This is a genomic window from Xanthobacter sp. (assembly GCF_041911315.1).
GTDB lineage: Bacteria > Pseudomonadota > Alphaproteobacteria > Rhizobiales > Xanthobacteraceae > Xanthobacter > Xanthobacter aminoxidans.
The window spans coordinates 33849-55311 of the sequence record NZ_JAYRPE010000059.1 but is presented as its reverse complement, the minus strand read 5'-3'; the positions used below and the strand labels follow the sequence as shown (position 1 = coordinate 55311).

19 protein-coding genes are annotated in these 21463 nt (G+C 67.9%); 17 read left to right on the top strand and 2 right to left on the bottom strand.

The genetic code is table 11. From position 1 onward, the window contains the following. Positions 1-19: 19 nt before the first annotated feature. From atpD to ACE3QW_RS17375, 13 genes are all read left to right on the top strand, one after another. A complete protein-coding gene (gene atpD / locus ACE3QW_RS17435) occupies positions 20-1456 on the top strand; it encodes a F0F1 ATP synthase subunit beta (protein WP_029556131.1) in 1437 nt (478 codons plus the stop codon). A 27-nt stretch (positions 1457-1483) separates the two neighbouring features. After that, complete coding sequence (locus ACE3QW_RS17430; RefSeq protein WP_024276755.1) at positions 1484-1717, top strand: hypothetical protein; 234 nt, start codon at positions 1484-1486, stop codon at positions 1715-1717. Positions 1718-1848: 131 nt separating this feature from the next. Beyond that, complete coding sequence (locus ACE3QW_RS17425) at positions 1849-2271, top strand: F0F1 ATP synthase subunit epsilon (protein ID WP_029556130.1); 423 nt, start codon at positions 1849-1851, stop codon at positions 2269-2271. Positions 2272-2420: 149 nt separating this feature from the next. Beyond that, positions 2421-3032 (top strand): nucleoside deaminase, encoded by a 612-nt coding sequence (locus tag ACE3QW_RS17420; protein ID WP_374252828.1) that lies wholly within the window; start codon positions 2421-2423, stop codon positions 3030-3032. 80 nt (positions 3033-3112) lie between these two features. Further along, positions 3113-3889 carry a Crp/Fnr family transcriptional regulator gene (locus tag ACE3QW_RS17415; protein ID WP_029556128.1) on the top strand — a complete coding sequence of 259 codons (777 nt, stop codon included), beginning with the start codon at positions 3113-3115 and terminating at the stop codon, positions 3887-3889. A gap of 169 nt (positions 3890-4058) precedes the next feature. Next, positions 4059-5489 (top strand): ABC transporter substrate-binding protein, encoded by a 1431-nt coding sequence (locus ACE3QW_RS17410; RefSeq protein ID WP_250165364.1) that lies wholly within the window; start codon positions 4059-4061, stop codon positions 5487-5489. Between the two features lie 5 nt (positions 5490-5494). Next, on the top strand, positions 5495-6463 hold the full coding sequence (locus ACE3QW_RS17405) for an ABC transporter permease (protein ID WP_374252825.1): 969 nt from the start codon (positions 5495-5497) through the stop codon (positions 6461-6463). Positions 6464-6470: 7 nt separating this feature from the next. Next, positions 6471-7346, top strand: coding sequence for an ABC transporter ATP-binding protein (locus ACE3QW_RS17400; RefSeq protein ID WP_250165362.1), 876 nt, complete (start codon positions 6471-6473; stop codon positions 7344-7346). 313 nt (positions 7347-7659) lie between these two features. Next, a complete protein-coding gene (gene fdxA / locus ACE3QW_RS17395; protein WP_024276762.1) occupies positions 7660-7995 on the top strand; it encodes a ferredoxin FdxA in 336 nt (111 codons plus the stop codon). A gap of 7 nt (positions 7996-8002) precedes the next feature. Then, positions 8003-8776 (top strand): ferredoxin--NADP reductase, encoded by a 774-nt coding sequence (locus ACE3QW_RS17390; RefSeq protein WP_374252823.1) that lies wholly within the window; start codon positions 8003-8005, stop codon positions 8774-8776. Positions 8777-8861: 85 nt separating this feature from the next. After that, positions 8862-9419, top strand: a complete 558-nt coding sequence (locus ACE3QW_RS17385) for an SH3 domain-containing protein (protein ID WP_374252821.1) — start codon at positions 8862-8864, stop codon at positions 9417-9419. 87 nt (positions 9420-9506) lie between these two features. Next, a complete protein-coding gene (locus ACE3QW_RS17380) occupies positions 9507-10580 on the top strand; it encodes a YeiH family protein (RefSeq protein WP_374252819.1) in 1074 nt (357 codons plus the stop codon). Positions 10581-10661: 81 nt separating this feature from the next. Further along, positions 10662-11606, top strand: coding sequence for a LysR substrate-binding domain-containing protein (locus ACE3QW_RS17375; RefSeq protein WP_374252818.1), 945 nt, complete (start codon positions 10662-10664; stop codon positions 11604-11606). On the opposite strand, the gene ACE3QW_RS17370 is transcribed toward ACE3QW_RS17375, so the two are convergent. Both ACE3QW_RS17370 and ACE3QW_RS17365 read right to left on the bottom strand, forming a co-directional pair. After that, entirely contained in the window at positions 11575-13452 is a 1878-nt protein-coding gene (locus tag ACE3QW_RS17370) for an ABC-F family ATP-binding cassette domain-containing protein (RefSeq protein WP_374252817.1), read from the bottom strand. The two genes, ACE3QW_RS17375 and ACE3QW_RS17370, sit on opposite strands and share 32 nt — an antisense overlap. A gap of 54 nt (positions 13453-13506) precedes the next feature. Next, the gene (locus ACE3QW_RS17365; protein WP_250165357.1) at positions 13507-14808 is read right to left on the bottom strand and encodes a ubiquinone biosynthesis hydroxylase; all 1302 of its coding nucleotides are present in this window, start codon (positions 14806-14808) and stop codon (positions 13507-13509) included. 206 nt (positions 14809-15014) lie between these two features. Between ACE3QW_RS17365 and tesB the strand changes: the two genes are divergently transcribed. The 4 genes from tesB to ileS all read left to right on the top strand — a co-directional run bounded on the left by tesB (position 15015) and on the right by ileS (position 21444). Then, complete coding sequence (gene tesB / locus ACE3QW_RS17360) at positions 15015-15890, top strand: acyl-CoA thioesterase II (RefSeq protein ID WP_250165356.1); 876 nt, start codon at positions 15015-15017, stop codon at positions 15888-15890. 329 nt (positions 15891-16219) lie between these two features. Then, positions 16220-16558, top strand: a complete 339-nt coding sequence (locus ACE3QW_RS17355) for a P-II family nitrogen regulator (RefSeq protein WP_024276769.1) — start codon at positions 16220-16222, stop codon at positions 16556-16558. Between the two features lie 29 nt (positions 16559-16587). Further along, on the top strand, positions 16588-18084 hold the full coding sequence (locus tag ACE3QW_RS17350) for an ammonium transporter (protein WP_024276770.1): 1497 nt from the start codon (positions 16588-16590) through the stop codon (positions 18082-18084). 330 nt (positions 18085-18414) lie between these two features. Next, positions 18415-21444: an isoleucine--tRNA ligase gene (gene ileS, locus ACE3QW_RS17345; RefSeq protein ID WP_374252815.1), complete on the top strand. Its 3030-nt coding sequence runs from the start codon at positions 18415-18417 to the stop codon at positions 21442-21444. Positions 21445-21463: the final 19 nt, after the last annotated feature.

Here is a 21463-nt window from a genome sequence, read left to right as displayed (position 1 = left end):
AGGACAAAGGACGACGAACATGGCGAACCCCACCGGACGCATTACCCAAGTCATCGGCGCCGTTGTCGACGTGCAGTTCGACGGCCATCTGCCGGAAATCCTGAACGCGCTCGAGACCACCAACCACGGCAACCGCCTGGTGCTCGAGGTGGCCCAGCATCTCGGCGAGAACACCGTCCGCACCATCGCGATGGATGCCACCGAGGGTCTGGTGCGTGGCCAGGGTGTCACCGACACCGGCGCGCCCATCCAGGTGCCCGTGGGTGATGCCACCCTCGGCCGCATCATGAACGTGATCGGCGAGCCGGTGGACGAGCTCGGCCCGGTGGTCGGCGACGGCCTGCGCGCCATCCACCAGCCTGCTCCCTCCTATGCGGACCAGTCCACCGAGGCGGAAATCCTCGTCACCGGCATCAAGGTGGTGGACCTGCTCGCGCCCTACTCCAAGGGCGGCAAGATCGGCCTGTTCGGCGGCGCCGGCGTGGGCAAGACCGTGCTCATCATGGAGCTCATCAACAACATCGCGAAGGCGCACGGCGGCTACTCCGTGTTCGCCGGCGTCGGTGAGCGCACCCGAGAGGGCAACGATCTCTATCACGAGATGATCGAGTCCAAGGTGAACGTGGACCCGCACGAGCATGGTGGCTCGGCCGCCGGCTCCAAGTGCGCCCTCGTGTACGGCCAGATGAACGAGCCTCCGGGCGCCCGCGCCCGCGTCGCGCTCACCGGCCTCACCGTCGCCGAGCACTTCCGCGACCAGGGCCAGGACGTGCTGTTCTTCGTGGACAACATCTTCCGCTTCACCCAGGCCGGCTCGGAAGTGTCGGCTCTGCTCGGCCGCATTCCCTCGGCGGTGGGCTACCAGCCGACGCTGGCCACCGACATGGGCGCCCTGCAGGAGCGCATCACCACCACCACCAAGGGTTCGATCACCTCGGTGCAGGCCATCTACGTGCCCGCCGACGACCTGACCGACCCGGCGCCTGCCGCCTCCTTCGCCCATCTCGACGCGACGACCGTGCTCTCGCGCTCCATCGCCGAGAAGGGCATCTATCCGGCGGTGGACCCGCTGGACTCCACCTCGCGCATCCTCTCTCCGCTGGTCATCGGCGAGGAGCACTACAACGTGGCGCGTCAGGTGCAGCAGACCCTCCAGCGCTACAAGGCGCTGCAGGACATCATCGCGATCCTGGGCATGGACGAGCTCTCCGAGGAGGACAAGCTCACCGTGGCCCGCGCCCGCAAGATCGAGCGCTTCCTCTCCCAGCCCTTCCACGTCGCGGAAGTGTTCACCGGCTCCCCGGGCAAGCTCGTGGACCTGAAGGACACCATTTCCGGCTTCAAGGGCCTCGTCGAAGGCAAGTACGACTACCTGCCCGAGCAGGCCTTCTACATGGTCGGCTCCATGGAAGAAGCCATCGAGAAGGGCAAGAAGCTGGCCGCCGAGGCGGCCTGATCCCAGCCACGCGGCGGAGCGATCGCGATGAATATCAAGATCGTCTGCCTCGTCCTCGGGCTGCTGGCCGGTGGCATCACCGGCTGGCTCACCCGGCCCCAGGTGGCGGAACTGCGCCTCCCGGGCATCGATATCCGCGTTCAGGGAGAGGGGCCGCGCGGCGGCCTCACCTCCGAGCAGACCCGCCACATCCTGCTTGCGGCCGTGGTGGGCGCGATCATCGGCCTGGGCGTCGGCTTCGTCGCCGAGCGCCGCCGCTGATCGGACCGAAGATTTCACGGAGCCATCCGGCTCCCACCCATGGCGGAGCCGTTCCGCCGGCCTGATCCTCCCGAGGGTAGCCGGCAGGCTCCCGCGGGACCCCCGGCGGGGACGACCCGGAGATTGAACAGATGGCGACCTTACCTTTTGAGCTGGTCTCCCCCGAGCGCCTCGTCTTTTCCGGCGCCGTGACCGAGGTGATCGTGCCGGGCGCGGAAGGCGAGTTCGGCGTGCTGGCCGGCCATGCGCCGTTCATCGGCATGCTCAAGCCCGGCATCCTCACCATCAAGGCCGATGGTGCCGCCCGCCGCTATTTCGTCCGCGGTGGCTTTGCCGAAGTGAATCCGGCCGGCCTCACCATTCTCGCCGAAGAGGCGAAGCCGCTGGAGGAGCTGGATCTTGGCGCTCTCGCCCAGCAGATCCAGGACGCCCGCGAGGACGTGAACGACGCCACCGGCGACGATGCCAAGCAGCGCGCGTCCCGTCACCTCGCCGACCTCCAGCAGGTCTATGAGGCGCTGGAGCGCGACCGGACCGGCGCCACCACGCACTGAGCACCCGACAAGCGCGACATTTCAGGAAGGCCCGGGCCAAAAAGCCCGGGCCTTTTCTTTGCTTGGGCCTCCGCCTCATGTGGTCTCGCGCGCGAGCCCGGTTGCCCTCGTCTATGCCGCGTGCTCAGCTTCCCCGAGGGGGCGACGCCATGACCGCTGAAGACGCGATGCGGACCGAACGACAGCCGGCCATTGCGCATGCCCCGAGCCGGCGGAGCGTTCTCGCAAGCCTCGCTGCGGCGGCCAGCAGCGTCCTGTCGCTCTTCCCATCCGTGACGCGCGCCGAGGCGGTGGTGGGGCCGCCGCGCCCGGAGGATGAAGGGCTGATGCGCGAGGCCATCGCGCTCGCAGCCCAGTCCGACTTCCCGTTCGGCGCGGTGATCGCGCGGGGCGGGGAGGTTCTCTCCCGGGGGCCGAATCTCGGCCGGCAGCTGAACGATCCCACCGCCCATGCCGAGATGGTCGCCATCCGCCGCTTCCTCGCCGCGCGGTCGGCGGACGAACTGAAGGGCGCGACCATCTATGCCTCCGCCGAGCCGTGCCCCATGTGCATGGGGGCGATTCTCTGGTGCGGGCTCAATCGCGTGGTCTTCGGCGCCTCGCTGGAGCAGGTGGCGGCCAAGTATGGCCGGCAGCCGCAAATCGGCATGCCAGCGCTGGATGTGGCCCGGACCATGGCCGAGGCCGCACCTTTCCTGAAGGTGGAGATCACCGGCGGCGTGCTCGCGCCGGAGGCGCTCGCCCTGTTCGACAAAAAATGAATTAATACGATCGATTTAATGTTAAAAATGCTGGTATGCTTCTTGCCGCTTGGAAGCCGTCCAAACGGGAGATATCCAGCATGCAGACTGCCCCCCTGCACGCCAAACCAGTGCCCCCAGCCTCACCCCTTCTGGCCGGGTCCAACCCTGCGCAGGCGCTGCTCCTCACCGAAAATGCCGCGCTGACCAACGGGCCGCCGCTGCTGTTCCAGCGGCTCACGGCCAAGGAGCGGGAGGAGGTGCTGAGGGAGGGGCAGAAACGCGTCGTCTATCGCGGGAAGATGCTGTTCTCCCAAGGCACGCCGCACGATGGCATCTTCCTCATCGAGAGCGGGCGCATCCGGGTTTTCTACATCGCGCCGTCGGGCCGGGAGATCACGCTCGCCTATTGGAGTGCGGGCAATTTCGTGGGCGGGCCGGAGCTGTTCGGGCAGGGCCAGCACGTCTGGTCCGGGGTCGCGGCGACCAACAGCGTGGTGGTCCACCTGACCGGAAAGACCCTGCGCCGGCTGATCGCCCAGATACCGGGCTTCGCCATCGGCCTCATCGAGGGGCTCACCTTCAAGGGCAAATGCTATTCGGCCCTTGCCCAGATGCTGGGCACCCGCTCCGTCACCGAGCGTCTCGCGCACCTGCTCATCCATCTCGCCGACACCTATGGCGTGAAGGAAGAGGGCGCCATCGCCATCGGCTCGGCCTTCACCCACGCAGATCTTGCGCACATGGTGGGCGCCACCCGCCAGTGGGTGACGATCAGCCTCAAGCGGTTGCAGGAGCAGGGGGTTCTGAAGGCCGAGAAGGCCAAGATCGTGGTCTACGATCTGGACGCGCTGCACGTGATGCGCGGCGACCGGTGAGGCCGGGCGCCGTCCGGCGATCCGGAGATGTGCGGTTTGATGAAAAATCAGGCGGGTCCGCAAAGGAGGCAACTAATCGACACCTCGGCCGCATCTTCCTTTGAACGGATCGAACCTGACGCCTGAAGATCACCGTCGAGAGCCGTCTTAGCCCCGAGAGGTGGATCTGATGAACCCGTTTCGCCCGAACGTTCTTCGCAGCATTGCCGTCGCCCTCGCAACCTCCTGCGCCGTTGTTCCGGCCGCGGCCGAGACCATCAACATCGGCATCGGGACGCAGGACACCACGACCAATACGGTGACCACCGGCGTCGTCATCAAGGAGCTGAAGCTTCTCGACAAATATCTGCCGAAGGACGGCAAATATGCCGGCGCCACCTACAACATCGAGTGGCAGAACTTCACCTCCGGCCCGCCCGTCACCAACGGCATGATGGCCGACAAGCTCCAGTTCGGGGGCATGGGCGATTATCCGCTGGTGGTGAACGGCTACACCTTCCAGTCCAATCCCCAGTCCAAGTCCCAGCTCATCGCGGTCGGTGCCTACAATATCTACGGCTCCGGCAACGGTGTGGTCGTGAACAAGGAGTCGCCCTATTACGAGCTGAGCGACCTGAAGGGAAAGGTGGTGAGCGTGCCGTTCGGCTCCGCCGCCCACGGCATGATCCTCAAAGCCATGCAGGACAAGAACTGGCCGGCCGATTACTTCCGGCTGGTGAGCCAGTCGCCCGAGGTGGGTTCCACCAACCTGCAGGAAAAGAAGATCGACGCCCACGCCGATTTCGTCCCCTTCGCCGAGCTGCTGCCGTTCCGCGGCTTCGCCCGCAAGATCTTCGACGGCGTGGAGACCAACGCCCCCACCTGGCATGGCGTGGTGGTGCGCACGGACTTCGCCGAGAAGTATCCGGAGGTCGTGGTCGGCTACATCAAGGCGGTGATCGAGGCCAATGACTGGGTGCGCAAGAACCCGAAGGAAGCCGCCGAGAAGATCGCCAAGTGGACCGGCATCGACAAGGAAGTCGTCTACATCTTCCTCGGCCCGGGCGGCATCATGACCATGGACCCCACCATCAAGCCGCAGCTGGTGGAAGACGCCGCGCAGGACGCCGCCGTGCTCCAGAAGCTCGGACGGATGAAGGAGTTCGACGTCAAGGCCTGGGTGAACGACACCTACGTCCGCCAAGCCTACAAGGAACTCGGGCTTGATTACGAGGCGCAGCTGAAGAGCCTCGCGAACTACGAGATCGCCGGCGACGACAGCTTCTGCAAGGTCAAGATTTCCGAGCCGCGCAAGGCGGGCGAAATCTGGGTGGATGGGGAGGGCATCAAGCCCTATTCCAGCGCCGCCTGCACCCTCGGGGCGCTCGCCGAGCTGAATGCGGCCGGCAAGAAGGTCAACATGACCTATCTGTTCGACACCGCCCGCGGCATCAAGCTGTTCGCGACGGATGCCTTCTATGCCGTCTCCACCAAGGACGGAAAGACCGAGATCCAGCCCTTCATGCTGAAGGTCGATGCCGAGGCGGCGGCGGCCAAGGGCGGCGGCAAGGTGCTGCCCTTCGCCGATGCGCTGAAGGCCGCGTCCGGGGCTCGCGGGTGAACGCCATGAACAGCATTGCCATGACGTCCGCGGCAAAGTCCGCGCCCATCGCCGCCCCGTTCCACCTCGCCGGCGACGGCGGGGCGGTGCATCGGTCGGCCGCGCCCGGTCACATCGTGCTGCGGCCGGAGCGGGATGCGGTGGCGGCGACGCCGGCGCCGGACCGGTCCGTCGCAGGGCGCGCGCGGCGCTGGCTGAAGCTCAATGCCCACACCATTCGCGCCACGCTGCTCGGGGCGCTGGCCATCGGCCTGTTCATCCTCGCCTGGCATGTGGTGACGGTGAACCGCATGACCTTCTACGTGCGGTTCCTCAACGTGCCCTCGCCGGAGCAGGTGCTGGAGAGCGCGCGCACGGCGTTTTCCACCGGCGCGTTCCTCAACCACATCTACATTTCCTGCCGGCGCATCTTCATCGGCTTCGCGCTGGCTGCCGTGGTGGCGGTGCCGCTGGGCCTGTTGATGGGGCGCTTCCAGCTGCTGAAGGAGTTCGTCTTCCCCGTCTCGGAGGTGCTGCGGCCCATCCCGGCCATCGCCTGGGTGCCCATGTCCATCATGCTCTGGCCGACCAACGAGGAAAGCATCGTCTTCATCACCTTCCTCGGCTCGTTCTTCCCCATCCTCCTCAACACGCTGCACGGCATGGCGAACGTGGACGAGGTGCTGGTGCGCGCCGCCCGCTGCCTCGGCGCCACCGAGCGGGCGACGTTCCGCGAGGTCTATTTCCCTGCCGTGCTGCCGCAGGTCTTCACCGGCCTCACCGTCGGCATGGGCGTCGCCTGGGTCTCGCTGATCGCGGCGGAGATGATCTCAGGCCAGTTCGGCATCGGCTATTTCACCTGGGAGGCCTATTCCCTGGTGCAATATCCGGACATCGCGCTGGGCATGATCACCATCGGCGTGCTTGGCCTCGCCTCCTCGTTTCTCATCCGCATCGCGGGCCGGGCCGTGACGCCCTGGTCGCGCGCCAAGTGAGGCCATCATGGCGATCCCCGCGACCGCGCCGACGAGGACCGGCCTTATCGAGGTCTCCGACTTCAACCTCGCCTACGACACCATCGACGGCGCCGTCATCGCGGTGCGCGATGCGGACCTCGTGGTGAATCCCGGCGAGTTCGTTTCCATCATCGGGCCGTCGGGCTGCGGCAAGTCCACGTTCCTCAATGCGGTGGCGGGCTTCCTCAAGCCCACGTCAGGCACGGTCACGGTGGATGGCGAGCCGGTGAAAGGCCCCTCCGCCGACCGGGGCATGGTCTTCCAGCAATATTCGCTCTTCCCCTGGAAGACGGTGCGGGAGAACGTGGAATTCGGCCTGAAGATGCGCGGCATGGGCAAGTCCGAGCGGGCGGTCGCCGCGCGAACGCTGCTCGGCCTCGCCGGCCTGTCCGCCTTCGAGGACCATTATCCCGATCGCCTCTCCGGCGGCATGAAGCAGCGCGTGGGCATCGTCCGGGCGCTCGCGACCGGGCCGAAGGTGCTGCTGCTCGACGAGCCGTTCGGCGCTCTCGATGCGCAGACCCGGGTCATCATGCAGCAGATCCTCACCAACCTCTGGCAGCGGCTGGGCATCTCGGTGCTGTTCGTGACCCACGACATCGACGAGGCGATCTTCCTCTCCGACCGCATCTACGTGATGACCGCCCGCCCCGGCACCATCAAGGCCGAGGTAACGGTGCCCCTGCCGCGTCCGCGCGATGCCGCCCTCCAGCTCTCGCCTGAATTCGTGCAGCTCCGGGCCGACCTCGGCGCGCTCATCCGCGAGGAAAGCCTCAAGGCCATGGGCGGCGAGCTGAACGAGGATGCACTGAAGGGCCTCGCGGTGAACCTCAACGGCGCGAATCTGGCCGAGGTGGTGTGATGCGGCGCGCTTCGATGGGCGGGGTTAGGACTCGCGCGAGGATTTTCGCATTTGTCCCAATCGTCATGGCCGGGCTCGTCCCGGCCATCCACGTGGTCGGGCCGGGAGCATAACTCTGGGAGCCGCTCCGTCGGGTCGACGTGGATGCCCGGGACAAGCCCGGGCATGACGGCAGGTAAATATGATGGAGCAGGTCTCGATCCGATTACCCTTCCACAAAATCTGCAATTAATTGACCCTGCAAGGCCTTAGCCCTCAAGACCATTGCCCCCTCCGGCTAAAATAAAGATCGAACAACAACCGGACCTGCCCCATGGCCTACGTCGTCACCGACAAGTGCATCCGCTGCAAATTCATGGATTGCGTCGCCGTCTGCCCGGTGGACTGCTTCTATGAGGGCGAGAACATGCTCGTCATCAAGCCCGACGAGTGCATCGACTGCGGCGTCTGCGAGCCCGAATGCCCGGCCGCCGCCATCTCCGCCGACAGCGACCCGGCTGCCGCGCCGTGGATCGCGCTCAACGCCGAATATGCTGCCCTGTGGCCGAACATCGCCGAGAAGAAGGAGCCGCCGGCGGATGCCGCGCAGTGGATGAACGTGGACGGCAAGTTCGAGAGCGCCTTCTCCCCGGCGCCGGCTGAGGCGTGAGGGGACCATGAGCAACCTGAACACCGAGACCGTGCTTGAGGTCCGCCACTGGACCGAGCGTCTCTTCTCCTTCACCGCCACCCGCGACAGCGCCTTCCGCTTCAAGAGCGGCCAGTTCACCATGATCGGCCTCGACGTGAACGAGAAGCCGCTGCTGCGCGCCTATTCCCTCGCCTGCGCGCCGCATGAGGAGCAGCTGGAATTCTTCTCCATCAAGGTGCCGGACGGGCCGCTCACCTCCCGCCTCCAGATGCTGAAGCCGGGCGATCCCATCCTCGTCGGCCGTCGGCCCACGGGCACGCTGCTGCTGGACAATCTCAAGCCGGGCAAGCGGCTCTATCTGCTCGCCACGGGCACCGGCCTCGCGCCCTTCGTCTCCATCGCCAAGGACCCGGAGGCCTACGAACGGTTCGAGCACATCATCCTCGTCCATGGCTGCCGCGAGGTGGCGGAACTCGCTTATGGCGAGCAGGTGGTGGCGGACCTCAAGGCGCACGATTTCCTCGGCGAATACGCGCAGGCGCAGCTGCTGCATTATCCCACCGTCACCCGCGAGCCGTTCCGCAATCGGGGTCGCGTCACCGATCTCATGGAAAGCGGCCAGCTGTTCGCCGACCTCGGCCTGCCGGACCTCGATGCCGAGCACGACCGGGTGATGCTGTGCGGCTCGCCGCAAATGATCGCCGACACCAAGGCGCTGCTGGAAACCCGCGACTTCGTGGAGGGTGCGGGCAACCGGCCGGAGACCTATGTGGTGGAGAAGGCCTTCGCCGAGCGCTGAGCGTTGCACATTGCAAAATCGTGCAACGGGCCGGTAACGATCCGAAGCTAGGCTGTCGCGCCAGATCCCGATGGAGGAGATGCTGGTGTCGATACGTGTCGAACTTGGATCGCGCCTGCGCGCAGTGGCCGGAGCGGCCGTCATGCTGGCCGGCGTCCTCGCCGCCGGAGCCGCCGCGGCGGCCCAGCCGGCGGTGGCCGTGACGAATGTGAATCTGCGGGCCGGTCCCAGCACCAGCTTCCCCACCGTGGTCACGGTGCCGGCCGGCGCGGCGCTCCAGACCTACGGCTGCCTTGCGGACTATTCCTGGTGCGATGTCGCGCTGGGCAACGTGCGCGGCTGGATGGCGGCGCAGTACATCAAGGTCGTGCCCTCCGCCGGCGCCTCGCCGGTGGTGATGACCGCTGCGGTCGCGGCGGGCCTCGGCATCGCGGCGGTGGCGTTCAACCAGTCCTACTGGAATACCCATTATGTGGGACGTCCGTGGTATGGCCAGTGGAACCGCTATTACGGCCCCTACGCGCGCGGCCCGGTCGGGCATGTGGGCGCCACCCGCTGCTACAACGGCGCCTGCCGCCACGTGGGCGCGACGCGCGGCCCGGCCGGCAACACGGTGGTGCGGCGGGGCGTGGTGGTCCGATAATCGGATTCATCGATCAATTGTAGAAAAACAACTCGTTTGATCGATCCATGGCCGGGGGCCATCCTCGTCTCAAGAGGACCCCCTGCCATGACCGACAAGCACCTGACCGATCCCGCTCTCATTCCCCCCGCGCCCGCGGTGTCCGTGTCCGCCGCTGGCGGCCCGCTCGTGACGGCCTTCGGCGGCATCCTGCCGGGCCTCGTCTACACGGTGGTGATCGCTGCGGCGGCCTATGCCATCCGCCAGGTTCCGGGCATGGGGCTCGTCAGCCCGCTCATCCTCGCCATCGTCATCGGCATGGCGCTGCACAACATCTTCGGCACGGCGGCCATCATCAAGCCCGGCGTGAAGTTCGCGCTCCGGCGCATCCTGCGCTTCGCCATCGTGCTGCTGGGTCTCCAGCTCACCTTCGAGCAGGTGCGCTCGGTGGGCGTGGTGGGCTTCTCCATCGTCGCCTTCACCCTGTTCGCCACCTTCTTCGTCACCCGCTGGATCGGCCGCGCCATGGGCGTGGACCGGCAGCTCTCGGAGCTGATCGCCGCCGGCACCGCCATCTGCGGCGCCTCGGCGGTCATCGCCACCAACACGGTGACGCGTGGCTCGGACGAGGACGTGGCCTATGCGGTGGCCTGCGTCACCATCTTCGGCTCGCTCTCCATGCTGCTGATGCCGGCGCTGATGCCCTTCACCGGCTTCGACGCCCATGCCTTCGGTCTGTGGACCGGCGCCTCCATCCATGAGGTGGCGCAGGTGGTGGCGGCCGCCTTCCAGGGCGGCCAGCAGGCCGGCGAGTTCGGCACCGTGGCGAAGCTCTCGCGGGTGATGCTGCTGGCGCCGCTTGTCATCGGCCTCGGCGCGGCGGCGGTGATGCGGGCACGCGGCGACAAGTCGGCCGGCCATGCCAGCCCGCCCATGCCGTGGTTCGTGTTCGGCTTCATCGCCATGGTGATGGTCGCGTCCAGCGGCTATGTGCCGCCCGAGGTGAAGATGCCGGTGGCTACCACCACCACCTTCCTCCTCGCCGTCGCGCTGGGCGCCATGGGGCTGGAGACCGACATGCGCAAGCTGCGGCTGAAGGGCATCAAGCCCCTCCTGCTCGGTGCCGCCGCCTGGCTCTTCATCTCGGCGCTGAGCTTTATCCTCATCAAGACCTTCATGTGATAGCAAAGGCCCGAGAGCTTGCCTCCCGGGCCTTTTTCCAAGCCCGCGCGGCGTTTGAGCGGGGCGAGGTGATCGGGCGGGATGACGCTGGAGCAACTGAAGGTCTTCGTCGCCGTCGCCCGCGCGCTCCACATGACCCGCGCGGCCGAAACGCTGAACATGACCCAGTCGGCGGTCAGCGCTTCCGTCGCCGCCCTCGAGGCCTCCTGCGGGGTCGCCCTTTTCCATCGCGTCGGACGCCGCATCGAGCTGACCGAGGCCGGCCGCGTCTTCGTCCCCGAGGCGGAAGCCGTGCTCGCCCGCGCCGGGGCGGCCGAGACCATCCTTGCCGATCTGTCCGGCCTCAGGCGCGGCCGGCTCTCCATCCATGCCAGCCAGACCATCGCCAATTACTGGCTCGGCCCGCTGCTCAACCGCTTTCACGAGCTTTATCCCGACATCGCGTTGGAAGTGGTGATCGGCAACACCGCGCAGGTCGCCGCCGCCGTGCGGGCGGGCGAGGCGGATGTGGGTTTCGTGGAAGGCGAGGTGGAGGAAGCGCTGCTGGCGCGGGTCGCGGTGCCCGGCGACCGGCTGGTGCTGGTGGTGGCGGCGCACGATCCGCGCGCCGAACTCAAGGCGCTGACCCCGGCCGATCTCCTCGACATGCCCTTCGTGCTGCGCGAGCCGGGCTCGGGCACGCGGCAGGTGTTCGAGGATGCCCTGCGCGCCTCCGGCCTCGATCCGTCCCAGCTGAAGGTGGTGCTGGAGCTGCCGTCCAACGAGGCGGTGGTGAGCGCGGTCGCCGCGGGGGCGGGGGCGACGGTGATTTCCGATCTCGTCACCGCCTCGGGCCTTGCCATGGGCACGCTGAAACAGCTGCCGCTCACCTTGTCGGCCCGCCGCTTCTACGCCCTGCGCCACGCCGACCGCTACAATTCGCGGGCGGCGCAGGCTTTGCTGGCGCTGGTGCGCGAGCCGGAGGCGGCACCCGGGATTGCCCCCGCTACGCCGGTCAGCCGCCCGCGGCCTCGAGCTCGGCGCTGACCTCCAGCCACTCCTCCTCCGCCTGCGCCAGCTTCTCGGCGGCCTCGGCCCGCTCCTTGGCGAAGCGGGCAGCGTCCAGGGGCTTGGCGGCATGGAGGCCGGCGTCGGAGAGCTTCGCGTCCAGCCCCTCGATCTGCTTCGTCAGCTTTTCCACGGCGCCTTCCAACTCGCGGATGCGCTTCTTGAGCGGACCGGTGGCGATGCGGCGCAGGGCGGGGGAGGCTTCCGCCTTGGTCTCGGAGCGGTCCTTGCGCCCCTTGTCGGTCATGCGGTCGCCGTCGGAGCGGGAGAGCACCTCGGCCTTGTATTGGTCGAGATCGCCGTCATAGGCCTTCACCGTGCCGCCCGAGACCCGCCACAGCCGCTCCGCGCAGGCCTCCAGCAGATGCCGGTCGTGGGAGACGAGGATGACGGCGCCGGGGAAGTCGTTGATGGCCTCGATGAGCGCCGCGCGCGCCTCGATGTCGAGATGGTTGGTGGGCTCGTCGAGGATGAGCAGATGCGGCCCGTGGAAGGTGGCGAGCCCCAGCAGCAGCCGCGCCTTCTCTCCGCCCGAGAGGGACGACACCTTGGTGTCGGCCGAGCCGCCGGAAAAGCCCATCTCAGCGGCCCGTGCCCGCACCCGCGCCTCGGGCGCGTCGGGCATGAGGCGCCGCACATGCTGGGCGGGGCTGTCGCCGGGGATCAGTTCGTCGATCTGGTGCTGGGCGAGATAGGCGACTTCCAGTTTGTCGGCCCGCACCACCCGGCCGCTTTCCTCCTTCAGCCGGTCGGCGAGAAGCTTGGCGAAGGTGGACTTGCCGTTGCCGTTGGGGCCGAGGAGGGCGATGCGGTCGTCCTCGTCGATGCGCAGATTGAGATTCTGCAGGATCGGTCGGCCCGGCACATAGCCCACCGCCACCTTCTCCAGCACCACGATGGGCGGGGAGAGCAGCTTTTCCGGATGGCGGATGGAGATGGCCGCCGCCTCCTCGCTCACCTGCGCGGCCAGGGGCTCCATGCGGGCGAGGGCCTTGAGGCGCGACTGGGCCTGCTTCGCCTTCGTGGCCTTGGCGCGGAAGCGGGCGACGAAGGATTCCATGTGGGCGCGCTGCATCTCCTGCTTCTTGCGCGCCTTCTGGTCCAGCAGCAGCCGCTCGCGCCGCTGCCGGTCGAAGGAGGAGAAGCCGCCCTTGTAGAGGGTCAGCTTCTGGCCGGTGAGATGGAGGATGTGGTCGACGCTCTCGTCCAAAAGGTCGCGGTCATGCGAGATGAGGATCACCGTGCGCGGATAATGCGCGAGGTAGTCCTGCAGCCACAGGGTGCCTTCGAGATCGAGGTAGTTGGTGGGCTCGTCGAGGAGCAGCAGGTCCGGCTCGGTGAAGAGCAAAGCGGCGAGGGCCACGCGCATGCGCCAGCCGCCGGAGAATTCCGAGCAGGGCCGCTGCTGCGCGCTCTCGTCGAAGCCGAGGCCGGCGAGAATGGTGGCCGCCCGCGCGGGCGCCGCATGGGCGCCGATGTCGAGGAGCCGCATCTCGATCTCGCCCATGCGGTTGGGGTCCTGCGTGGTCTCGCGCTCCTGGAGCAGCGCGGCGCGCTCCGTGTCGGCGGCCAGCACGCGCTCGATCAGGCTGTCCGGCCCGGCCGGCGCCTCCTGCGCCACACGGCCGATGCGGGTGCGGTTGGGCAGGCGGACGGCGCCGGATTCCAGCTCCAGCTCGCCGATGAGCGCCTTGAACAGGGTGGTCTTGCCCGAGCCGTTGCGGCCGACCACGCCCACGCGCGCATTCTCGGGGAGGGCGACGGAGGCGTGGTCGATGAGCAGGCGCCCGGCAAGGCGCAGGGAAATATCGTCGAGAACGATCATGCCGGGCTTTTCGCAGGCGGGGCCGGGCAGGGCAAGATGGGGAAGCGTCTCGCCTCAGAGCGTCTCGCCGCGCAGCAGCTTCGGCACCTCGCCGGTGAGGCCGGCGGCATCCTTGATGAACAGGCCCTTGAGGCGGGGCAGGCGGTCCACCAGCCCGAGGCCCACGTCGCGGATGGCGCGCAGGGCGTCGGAATGGTTGGAGAACAGGCGGTTGAGCCCGTCGGTCGCGACGCCCATGGCCAAGGTGTCGAACCGCCGCCAGCGCTGGTAGCGCTCCAGCGTGGTGGGGGAGGCGAAGTCGAGGCCGACCCGCGCGGCATCCGTCACCACCTCGGCGAGGGCGGCCACGTCGCGCAGGCCCATGTTCAGGCCCTGCCCGGCGATGGGATGGATGACGTGGGCGGCATCGCCCACCAGCGCGAGGCGGTCGCCGATGAAGGCGCGGGCCATGGCGAAGCCGAGGGGATAGGCGCGGGGCTTCGTCACCGGCTTCACCCAGCCCAGGCGATGGCCGAAGCGCTGCTCCAGCTCCTCCTGGAAGATGGCGGAGGGCAGGGCGAGGAGACGGTCCGCATCGGCGGTGCGCTCGGTCCACACCACCGAGCAGCGGTTGCCCGGCAAGGGCAGGATGGCGAACGGGCCGGCGGGCAGGAAATGCTCTTCGGCGCGGCCTTCATGCGGGCGCTCGTGCTCCACCACGAAGGTGATGCCGCTCTGCCCATAGCCCCACGACACGGTGGAGATGCCCGCCATCTCGCGAATGCGCGAGCGCGCGCCGTCGCACGCCACCAGCAGGCCGGCGCGCAGCGGTACGCCCGAGGCGGAGGCCAGCTCGACCCCGCCGCCCTCGCTGCGGAACGATGTCACCGCCTCTTCGCGCAGGTCGATGCCGGCGGAACGGGCGGCTGCCACCAGCGCCTGCTGCAAATCGAGGTTCGGCACCATGAAGGCGAAGGGTTCGCCCGGCTCCACATCGCCGTCGAAGGTGAGGAAGGTGGGGCGCGCCACGTCCTTGGTGCGGCTGTCTGTCACGACCATGGTGCGCATGGGCTCGGCCCTGGCGGCGATCTCGTGCCAGACACCGAGGCTGGTGAGCATGCGCCGGGCGCAGGCGGCGATGGCGGAGCAGCGCCCGTCATCCAGCCCGGCGCGGGAAAGGGTCGGGTCGTAAAGGGCGATATCCGCATCCGGGCCGAGGCCCTGGCGCAAGGCGAGGGCGAGGCTCAGGCCCGCGAGGCCGCCGCCGACGATGGCGACATCGGCCCGCTCCGCCTGTGCCCGTTCCGGCGCGCGATCGGCCGCGGCCGGGTTTGCGGACCAGCCGGTCTCCGGAAGCGGTGCGTTCGGGGAGCCCATGACCTTCACTCCTGATGATCGTTCGTCGTTCTACGCTGCCGGGGGGCGATTGGCTCGCCTATAGGGGAGACGGCTGACGTTTTGGGGTTGACGGTCGAGGCGTGGGCGTGGCGTCCTGCCCTCGACTGAACCGTGCGACCCGCATCCCGTTCCACCTTCTTTGATGCTGCCGCCCGCAGGGTGCGCAGCCATCGGCGAGCCCCTGAATGACCGCCCAGAATCCCGACGTGGAGAAGCTCCTCGGCATCCTTGACCTCGAACCGCTCGAGATCAACCTGTTCCGGGGTCGCAGCGTATCGCCCACCGGGGGGCGGGTGTTCGGTGGCCAGGTGATCGCCCAGGCCCTTGTCGCCGCCCGCCGCACGGTGGAGGAGGCGCGCGTCACCCACTCCCTGCACGGCTACTTCCTGCTCGGCGGCGACCCCACCGTCCCGATCATCTACGACGTGGACCGCATCCGCGACGGCCGCTCCTTCACCACCCGCCGGGTGGTGGCGATCCAGCATGGCGAAGCCATCTTCAGCATGTCGGTGTCGTTCCAGAAGCAGGAGGAGGGCTTTACCCATCAAAGCCAGATGCCGGACGTGCCCCAGCCCGAGGATCTGCCCGGCGACGACGTGTGGCGCGAGCGCCTGCTGGCGCGCTTCCCCGGCGCCTCCGGCCGCGACTGGATGGCGCACCGGCCGCTGGAGGTGAAGCCCACCAGCCTGGACATGGCCTATCTCGGGTCGCCGGGGGCCCGGCCGAGCATCTGGATCCGCGCCCGCGGCCCGCTGCCGGACGATCTGCCCATTCATCAGGCGGTGCTCGCCTATGCATCCGACCTGTCGTTGCTGCAGGCGGCGCTTTTGCCCCACGGCAAGTCCGTGTTCGACAAGGACGTGCAGGTGGCGAGCCTCGACCACGCGCTGTGGTTTCACCGCCCGTTCCGCGCCGACGATTGGCTGCTCTACACCCAGGAGAGCCCCGCCGCCTCGGCCGGGCGGGGATTCTGCCGCGGCGAGTTGTTCACCCGCGACGGGATTCTGGTCGCTTCTGCGGCACAGGAAGGCCTCATGCGGCCGGTCACGCCGCGCCCGTAGGCAGGCCCCGCATTGCGCGTTGCAATGCGTCATCACGCAAGCGCGAACGAGATGTGTCGCTCTCGTGGGCGTTGAGATTAAAAAATAGGCACAAAAAGCGGCGAGCAGGCGGCGGAGCCCCTGCAAAGCGCGCCGTGGCGGAAAAATATGCACGGGACTCCCGGCATCCGCCGCAGTCCTCCTCTCTTGGCACGGTACTTGATTCCTCTGTCCGCAGGCTTGCCAGCCGCGGCGCGGATCTCCCCGACCCGCTCGGCGAAGCCGCCGCGAAAAACACCGCTCGGGCTTCATCGGGAAGCGCAGCGGCATCAGGGGACAGGGACCGATCCATGAAGATCGTCATGGCCATCATCAAGCCATTCAAGCTGGAGGAGGTGCGCGACGCCCTCACCGGTATCGGTGTGCACGGTCTCACCGTGACCGAGGTCAAGGGCTACGGGCGTCAGAAGGGCCACACCGAGATCTACCGCGGCGCCGAATATGCCGTGAGCTTCCTGCCGAAGCTGAAGATCGAGGTCGCTGTGTCCGCCGACCAGGTCTCCAAGGTGGTGGAGGCGATCACCGCGTCTGCCAAGACCGGCCAGATCGGCGACGGCAAGATCTTCGTCATCCCGATCGAGCACGCCGTGCGCATCCGCACCGGCGAGACCGACGCCGACGCCCTTTGAGCCTCATCTCTTTCACGGAGCATTCATCCATGACGTCCAAGACGTGGTCCCGCGTGGGGGTTCCCGCGCTTCTTCTGGCGCTGGCGGTAGCCGCGCCGGTACTGGCCCAGACGGCGCCGCCTGCGACTGATGCCGCAACCGCCGTTCCCGCCGCAGTTGCCGCCCCCACCGTGAACAAGGGCGACGTCGCCTGGATGCTCACGTCCGCGCTGCTGGTGCTGATGATGTCGGTGCCCGGCCTGTTCCTGTTCTACGGCGGCCTCGTGCGCGCCAAGAACATGCTCTCCGTGCTGATGCAGGTCGCCTACAGCGTGTGCATCGTCGGCCTCATCTGGGTGCTCTACGGCTACTCGCTCGCCTTCACCGGCGGCTCTCCCTTTGTCGGCGGCTTCTCCAAGGCGTTCCTTTCCGGCGTCACCGGCGAATCCCTCGCCGCCACCTTCTCGGTGGGCGTGGCCATTCCGGAGTGGGTGTACATCGCCTTCCAGATGACCTTCGCCATGATCACCCCGGCCCTCATCTTCGGCGCCTTCGCCGAGCGCATGAAGTTCTCCGCCGTGGTGCTGTTCGTGCCGCTGTGGGTCACCTTCGTGTACTTCCCCATCGCCCACATGGTCTGGTACTGGGCCGGCCCGGATGCGATCGACGCCGCTGCCAAGGCCCTCGCCGCCGCCACTGACGGCACCGCCAAGGCTGCCGCGCAGGCCGCGCTCGACGCCGTGAACGCGGACTCGGGCTACATCTTCCAGCTCGGCGCCATCGACTTCGCGGGCGGCACCGTGGTGCACATCAATGCCGGTATCGCCGGCCTCGTGGCCTGCATCATGGTCGGCAAGCGTCTGGGCTTCGGCAAGGAGGCGCTCTCGCCCCACTCGCTGACGCTCACCATGGTCGGCGCCTCCCTCCTGTGGGTCGGCTGGTTCGGCTTCAACGCCGGCTCCAACCTCGAGGCCAATGCCACCACCGCCCTCGCGATGATGAACACCTTCATCGCCACCTGCGCGGCCGGCATGTCCTGGATGTTCGTGGAATGGCTGGTGAAGGGTAAGCCCTCCATGCTCGGCCTCGCCTCGGGCATCGTCGCCGGCCTCGTCGCCGTGACCCCGCCGTCGGGCTTCGCCGGCATCATGGGCTCGCTGGTCCTCGGCCTCGTCGTGTCGCCGATCTGCTTCATCTTCTGCACCGCCGTGAAGAACGCGCTGGGCTATGATGACGCCCTCGACGTGTTCGGCGTGCACGGCATCGGCGGCATCGTCGGCGCCATCGCCACCGGCATCCTGGTGAGCCCCTCGCTCGGCGGCACGGGCATCTACGACTACACCACCGGTGCGGTTGCGGCCTACGACATGACCGCCCAGGTCATCGCCCAGCTCAAGGCTGTCGGCGTGACCGTGGTGTGGTCGGGCGTCGGCACCGCCGTCATCCTGTTCGTGATCTCGGTCATCGTCGGCCTGCGTCCCTCCACGGACGTGGAGCGCGAGGGTCTCGACATCAACGAGCACGGCGAGCGCGCGTACCACTCCTGATCCTGGCGGGGCGGCCTCGTCGCCGCCCCGTGGTTCTTTAAAAGAGGGGAACCAAGAAGAGCCCCGGCACCGTTGGTGCCGGGGTTTTTCTTTGCCCGCCGCAATCGGAGGGCGCTGGCGCTGCGCCGATCTGCGGGCTTTTCCCGGCCCTCCGCGCCTGATAGAAGCCGCACCATGAGCGGATTTTCTCATTATCGCGGGGTCCTGCCTCGCCGCAGCCGCCCCCTCGCGGCGCGAATTATCGGCCCGGCCCCCCGCCGGCGCGGCTGAGCGCGCGGGGGCTGCCGGGATTTTTCCGCCCCGACCCTGCCTTCATCCCCCGAGCGTTCCATGACCGAGAAGTCCGAGAGCAAGCCGTCCGCCGAGGCGTCCGCCCCCGATTATTCCAAGACCCTGTTCCTGCCGGAAACCGCCTTCCCCATGCGCGGCGGCCTGCCCCAGAAGGAGCCGGAGCTGCTGGCCCGCTGGGCGCGCATCGATCTCTACGGCCGCCTGCGCGAGGCCGGGCGCGGTCGCGACCGCTTCGTGCTGCATGACGGCCCGCCCTATGCCAACGGCAACATCCACATCGGCCACGCGCTCAACAAGATCCTCAAGGACGTGGTGACGCGCTCCCAGCAGATGCTGGGCTATGACTCGAACTACGTGCCCGGCTGGGACTGCCACGGCCTGCCCATCGAGTGGAAGATCGAGGAAGAGAACTACCGCAAGAAGGGCAAGCAGAAGCCCGACTTCTCCGACGCCGCCGCCATGGTCGCCTTCCGCCAGGAATGCCGCGCCTATGCCGAGGAATGGGTGGGCAAGCAGCGCGAGGAGTTCAAGCGCCTCGGCGTCGAGGGTGACTGGGATCATCCCTATACCACCATGGCGTTCATGGCCGAGGCGCAGATCGCCCGCGAGATCATGAAGTTCGCCGAGAACGGCCTGCTCTATCGCGGCTCCAAGCCGGTGATGTGGTCGGTGGTGGAGAAGACCGCGCTGGCCGAGGCGGAGGTGGAGTACCAGGATTTCACCAGCGATACCGTGTGGGTGAAGTTCCCGGTGGTGTCGGAGGGCGACCTCAAGGGCGCGACCGTCGTCATCTGGACCACCACCCCCTGGACCATGCCGGGCAACCGGGCCGTCACCTACGCGCCGAAGATCGCCTATGGCGTCTATGAGGTCACGGACGCCCCGGCCGACAACTGGGCCAAGGCCGGCGATCGCCTGATCCTTGCCGACAAGCTGGCCGACGACGTGTTCAAGGCCGCCCGCGTCACAGCCTTTGAGCGGCGCGGCGATGTTCCCGCCGATGTGGTGGGCAGCCTCATCCTCGCCCATCCGCTCGCGGACCTCGGGCTCGGCGGCTACACCTTCAAGGTGCCGCTGCTGGAAGCCGAGCACGTCACCGACGACGCCGGCACGGGCTTCGTCCACACCGCCCCCGGCCATGGCCGCGAGGACTTCGAGGCGTGGGTGAACCACCGCCGCTGGCTGGAGGAGCGCGGCATCAATCCGGCGATCCCCTATACGGTGGACGAGGACAGCTTCTACACGTCCCAGGCCCCCGGGTTCGAAGGCAAGCGCGTCATCACCGAGAAGGGCGAGAAGGGCGACGCCAACGGCGCCGTCATCGATGCGCTCATCAAGGCCGGCAACCTGCTCGCGCGCGGCCGGGTGAAGCATCAGTATCCCCACTCCTGGCGCTCCAAGAAGCCGGTGATCTTCCGCAACACGCCGCAATGGTTCATCGCCATGGACCAGGACATCCGCGCGGCGGACGGCAAGGCGGCGCCCCGCCCGGCGACGCTTGCCGGCAATGAGCCCGACACCCTGCGCGCCCGCGCGCTCGCCGGCATCAAGACGGTGGAATGGGTGCCGGCGGCGGGCGAGAACCGCATCACCGGGATGATCGAGAACCGGCCGGACTGGGTGGTCTCGCGCCAGCGCGCCTGGGGCGTGCCCATCGCCGTGTTCGTGAAGGACAAGGGCGACGGCGAAGTCGAAATCCTCAAGGACGCCGCCGTCAACGCCCGCATCGCCGAAGCCTTCGCGGCCGAGGGCGCCGACGCCTGGTTCAAGGAGGGCGCGAGCGCCCGCTTCCTCGCCGAACGTGCCGCCGAGGGCTGGCAGAAGGTGGATGACGTCCTCGACGTGTGGTTCGATTCCGGCTCCACCCACACCTTCACGCTGGAAGTCCGCCCCGACCTCAAGGCGGAACGTCCGCCCGCGGGGCGCGACAAGGTGATGTATCTGGAGGGCTCGGACCAGCACCGCGGCTGGTTCCATTCCTCCCTGCTGGAGAGCTGCGGCACCCGCGGCCGCCCGCCCTATGACGTGGTGCTGACCCACGGCTTCGTCCTCGACGAGGACGGCCGCAAGATGTCCAAGTCGCTGGGCAACGTCACCTCGCCGCAGGACGTCATCAAGCAGTCGGGCGCCGACATCCTGCGCCTGTGGGTGTGCGCCTCCGATTATGCGGACGACCTGCGCATCGGCCCGGAAATTCTCAAGACCACGGCCGACACCTACCGCAAGCTGCGTAACACCATCCGCTGGCTGCTCGGCTCGCTGCACCACTACCGGCCGGAGGAGAAGGTCGCGGTCGCCGACATGCCGTCGCTGGAGCGCTTCATCCTCAACCGCCTCGCGGAGCTGGACGGGGAGATCCGCGCCGCCTACCGCGCCTTCGACTACAAGAAGGTGCACGCGGCGCTCACCCAGTTCATGAACATCGAGCTGTCGGCCTTCTATTTCGACATCCGCAAGGATGCGCTCTATTGCGATCCCATCTCCTCGCCGACGCGGCGCGCCTGCCTGACCGTGCTGGACGAGGTGTTCAACCGCCTCATCACCTGGCTCGCGCCCATCCTCGCCTTCACCTGCGAGGAGGCCTACATCGCCCGCACGGGGGATGAGGAGGGCTCGGTGCATCTCCTCGCTTTCCCGGAGACGCCCGCCGCGTGGCGCGACGAGGCGCTGGCGGAACAGTGGCGCAAGGTGCGCCTCATCCGCCGCGTGGTGCTGGGCGCGCTGGAGGTGGAGCGCGCCGCCAAGCGCATGGGCTCCTCCCTGGAGGCTGCGCCCGAGGTTTATGTGACCGACGACGCGCTGGCCGAGGCCCTGTCCGGCCTCGACCTCGCCGAGATCGCCATCACCTCGGATGCGAAGCTGATCCGCGGCGAGGGGCCGGCCGATGCCTTCCGGCTGGCGGACGTGCCCGGCGTCGCCGTGGTGCCGGCCCGCGCGGAAGGCACCAAGTGCGCGCGCTCGTGGAAGGTCTCGCCCGCGGTGGGCACCGACCCGGAATTCCCCGACGTCACGCCGCGCGATGCCGCCGCGCTGCGGGAGTTCTACGCCGCGCGCGCTGCGGCGGAGTGAACCGAACCCCGCCCGCCCT

Bases quoted from the DNA above. Each gene is read 5' to 3' on its own strand.
- atpD (WP_029556131.1), top strand. From the start codon at position 20: ATGGCGAACCCCACCGGACGCATTACCCAAGTCATCGGCGCCGTTGTC.
- ACE3QW_RS17430 (WP_024276755.1), top strand. From the start codon at position 1,484: ATGAATATCAAGATCGTCTGCCTCGTCCTCGGGCTGCTGGCCGGTGGC.
- ACE3QW_RS17425 (WP_029556130.1), top strand. From the start codon at position 1,849: ATGGCGACCTTACCTTTTGAGCTGGTCTCCCCCGAGCGCCTCGTCTTT.
- ACE3QW_RS17420 (WP_374252828.1), top strand. From the start codon at position 2,421: ATGACCGCTGAAGACGCGATGCGGACCGAACGACAGCCGGCCATTGCG.
- ACE3QW_RS17415 (WP_029556128.1), top strand. From the start codon at position 3,113: ATGCAGACTGCCCCCCTGCACGCCAAACCAGTGCCCCCAGCCTCACCC.
- ACE3QW_RS17410 (WP_250165364.1), top strand. From the start codon at position 4,059: ATGAACCCGTTTCGCCCGAACGTTCTTCGCAGCATTGCCGTCGCCCTC.
- ACE3QW_RS17405 (WP_374252825.1), top strand. From the start codon at position 5,495: ATGAACAGCATTGCCATGACGTCCGCGGCAAAGTCCGCGCCCATCGCC.
- ACE3QW_RS17400 (WP_250165362.1), top strand. From the start codon at position 6,471: ATGGCGATCCCCGCGACCGCGCCGACGAGGACCGGCCTTATCGAGGTC.
- fdxA (WP_024276762.1), top strand. From the start codon at position 7,660: ATGGCCTACGTCGTCACCGACAAGTGCATCCGCTGCAAATTCATGGAT.
- ACE3QW_RS17390 (WP_374252823.1), top strand. From the start codon at position 8,003: ATGAGCAACCTGAACACCGAGACCGTGCTTGAGGTCCGCCACTGGACC.
- ACE3QW_RS17380 (WP_374252819.1), top strand. From the start codon at position 9,507: ATGACCGACAAGCACCTGACCGATCCCGCTCTCATTCCCCCCGCGCCC.
- ACE3QW_RS17375 (WP_374252818.1), top strand. From the start codon at position 10,662: ATGACGCTGGAGCAACTGAAGGTCTTCGTCGCCGTCGCCCGCGCGCTC.
- ACE3QW_RS17370 (WP_374252817.1), bottom strand. From the start codon at position 13,452: ATGATCGTTCTCGACGATATTTCCCTGCGCCTTGCCGGGCGCCTGCTC.
- ACE3QW_RS17365 (WP_250165357.1), bottom strand. From the start codon at position 14,808: ATGGGCTCCCCGAACGCACCGCTTCCGGAGACCGGCTGGTCCGCAAAC.
- tesB (WP_250165356.1), top strand. From the start codon at position 15,015: ATGACCGCCCAGAATCCCGACGTGGAGAAGCTCCTCGGCATCCTTGAC.
- ACE3QW_RS17355 (WP_024276769.1), top strand. From the start codon at position 16,220: ATGAAGATCGTCATGGCCATCATCAAGCCATTCAAGCTGGAGGAGGTG.
- ACE3QW_RS17350 (WP_024276770.1), top strand. From the start codon at position 16,588: ATGACGTCCAAGACGTGGTCCCGCGTGGGGGTTCCCGCGCTTCTTCTG.
- ileS (WP_374252815.1), top strand. From the start codon at position 18,415: ATGACCGAGAAGTCCGAGAGCAAGCCGTCCGCCGAGGCGTCCGCCCCC.